Here is a 2,843-nt window from a genome sequence, read left to right as displayed (position 1 = left end):
GTTAATTAATTATTTATTATTTTTAAATATTAATTAATTAAAAAGAAAAAATAATAAATTAAGATAAAAGAAATAAATGAAAGTAATAAAAATTTTTTTAATTATTTAGTATCCTATATATGGATTATATATTTAAATATAATAAATTATGTTATTCAACTATTCCATTATGAATACAAATCTAAATCATCATCATTATTATTTCCGCCAATTTTACTTTTATTATTGTCATCAGGCCATTGAATTCTGTTTGAACCAACTCCCCCTTTTTTATCAAATGAAAAATTAGGATCATATTTTGCTTTGAAATCTTCATATCTTTGTAAATCAACATCATGAACAGATTTAACGCAATGAGTTAGCCCATATTCAAAATGCCTTTTCATTAACATTGGTACTGGATCATCGCTCATACCAATATCTTGTCCTGGTCTATCTTTTTCCATTGCTTTTTTTTCTTCTTCAAATTGAATAGCTTCTTTAATAGCGCATTTACATACTTGATTACATAATTCTTTTAGATCTGCACCAGAAAATCCCTCTGTTAATTTAGCAACAAAATCTAAAGGAATTTTAGGATCCACTGGCGTTTTTCTTAATATAGCTTTAATAATACTTAATCTGCTTTTTAAATCAGGTAAAGGAATATAAATTAATTGATCCAATCTTCCAGGTCTTAATAAGGCCTCATCAAGAATGTCAGGCCTATTTGTAGCACCAACAATAAATACATTTTTTTTTACACCTATACCGTCCATTTCTGTTAAAAGTTGGTTGATTACACGATCAGCAGCTTCTCCTCCTCCTCCATGTCCTGAACCTCTGCTAATACCAATAGAATCCAATTCATCGAAGAATAATACACAAGGTGCACTTTGCCTAGCTTTATCAAAAATTTCTCTTACATTTGCCTCAGATTCACCGAACCACATAGTTAATAATTCTGGACCTTTAACTGAGATAAAGTTACTTGAACATTCTGTGGCTATGGCTTTAGCCATTAAAGTTTTACCGCATCCAGGAGGTCCATAGAATAAGACACCATGCGATGGATTTAATCCAAATTTGACATATTTATCTGGATGATCTAAAGGATACAAAATCATTTCTTGCAAACTTTTTTTTACATCTTCTAAACCTCCTATATCTTCCCATTGAACGTTTGGCACTTCTACAACCGTTTCTCTTAAAGATGAAGGATTAGTTTGGCCTAAAGCTGATTGGAAATGATCATTAGTGACAGCCATTGAATCTAATATAGCAGCATCAATAGTTTCATCTTCTATATCAATAACATCCATTTTTTCTCTTAAGCATTGAAGTCCTGCTTCAGTGGCAAGTTGGGCAAGATCTGCTCCTACATAACCATGTGTATCATGAGCAACTTTTTGTAAATCAACATCTTCTGCTAACTTCATATTTTTTGTATGTATTCTTAAAATTTCTAATCTACCAGTTTCATCAGGCACTCCTATATCAATTTCTCTGTCAAATCTTCCAAATCTACGAAGGGCTGTATCTAAAGCATTTGGCCTGTTTGTTGCTCCCATAACTATAACTTGGCCTCTTGCTTTCAAACCATCCATAAGAGTTAATAATTGAGAGACAATTCTTCTTTCTACTTCACCTTGAACTTTATCTCTTTTTGGGGCAATTGAATCAATTTCATCTATGAAAATAATAGCAGGTGAATTCTTTTCTGCTTCTTCAAAGGCTTTACGTAAATTTCCTTCGGCTTCCCCTGCCATTTTTGACATAATTTCTGGGCCATTAATTAAAAAGAAGAATGCACCAGTTTCATTTGCTATTGCTCTTGCTAATAACGTTTTACCACTACCTGGTGGTCCATATAATAATACACCTCTTGGTGGTTTAATACCTAAATTTTTGAACAATTGAGGATGCCTTAAAGGTAATTCAATCATTTCTCTAATAGATGCCAATTGCTTTCTGCATCCTCCAATATCATCATATCCAACTCCATCTGCTCTTTCTTCATCTTCTCTTTTAATTGGTTCTCCCTCATCAAAAATAACTGTCTGAGGGCCAACAATACAACATTTTTCTGGATCAGTCTCTACTACTTTAAATTCAACTTGCTTGAATCCTCCACGACATATAAATGTATCTCCTTTATGAACTGGCCTATAGGCGTCTTTGAAATAGGGTATTAAATAAGTTTGAGTTAAATTTCCTGAAATACCCTCAATTGTATCTTCAAAAGGTAAAATATGAACTCGGTTACCAACAGGAATTGTTTGATATTTATGAACACTAACTATATCACCTAATCTAATACGTAAATTGTTACGAACTACTTTTCCCATACGTATTTTGTCATCGGTTAATCTACCTGTATCATCTGGTAAACATATACATATAGTTTCTTTTCTTTTTTTACCTTTTAATAAAACTGTTTCAGATTTGAATATTTTTAATTCATCCATTTTTCTTTGAGTTAATTGGATAACTGAGGCATCTTCACTTGGCCCTTGACCATCTTCAGCAATAAGTCTATGAGGAGCTTTTTTCCTATCTAATATAGCAGTAGAAAAATCTTTTGGTTTTGCTTCGGGCTGTTTTGGGGGTTGTGAAGGAGGTTGAGTTTCTCTATTACTACTTCCTCTACTATCTTTTGGTCCACCTCTTCCTTGCATTTTTTTATATATTTATATTAAATTTGCATTTCAATATATAAATAATTTAATTAATGAATTATTTTTTAATTTTGAATGTTTTATGTTTTATCTATTTATTATATTATGTATATTAAATAAATAAATTTTGAATTTAATTATTTAATATTTTATATTATTTAAAATGGAATATGCATGGGGATTGGG

At 31.0% G+C, this 2,843-nt stretch carries 1 protein-coding gene; it reads right to left on the bottom strand.

The window, feature by feature from the left end:
- Positions 1-167: 167 nt before the first annotated feature.
- Positions 168-2,657, bottom strand: coding sequence for an AAA family ATPase (locus ACJMLH_RS10380; protein WP_405277409.1), 2,490 nt, complete (start codon positions 2,655-2,657; stop codon positions 168-170).
- Between the last annotated feature and the right edge of the window lie 186 nt (positions 2,658-2,843).

Source organism: Methanobrevibacter sp. (genome assembly GCF_045116495.1).
Lineage (GTDB): Archaea > Methanobacteriota > Methanobacteria > Methanobacteriales > Methanobacteriaceae > Methanocatella.
This window is presented reverse-complemented; position numbering and strand designations above follow the sequence as displayed.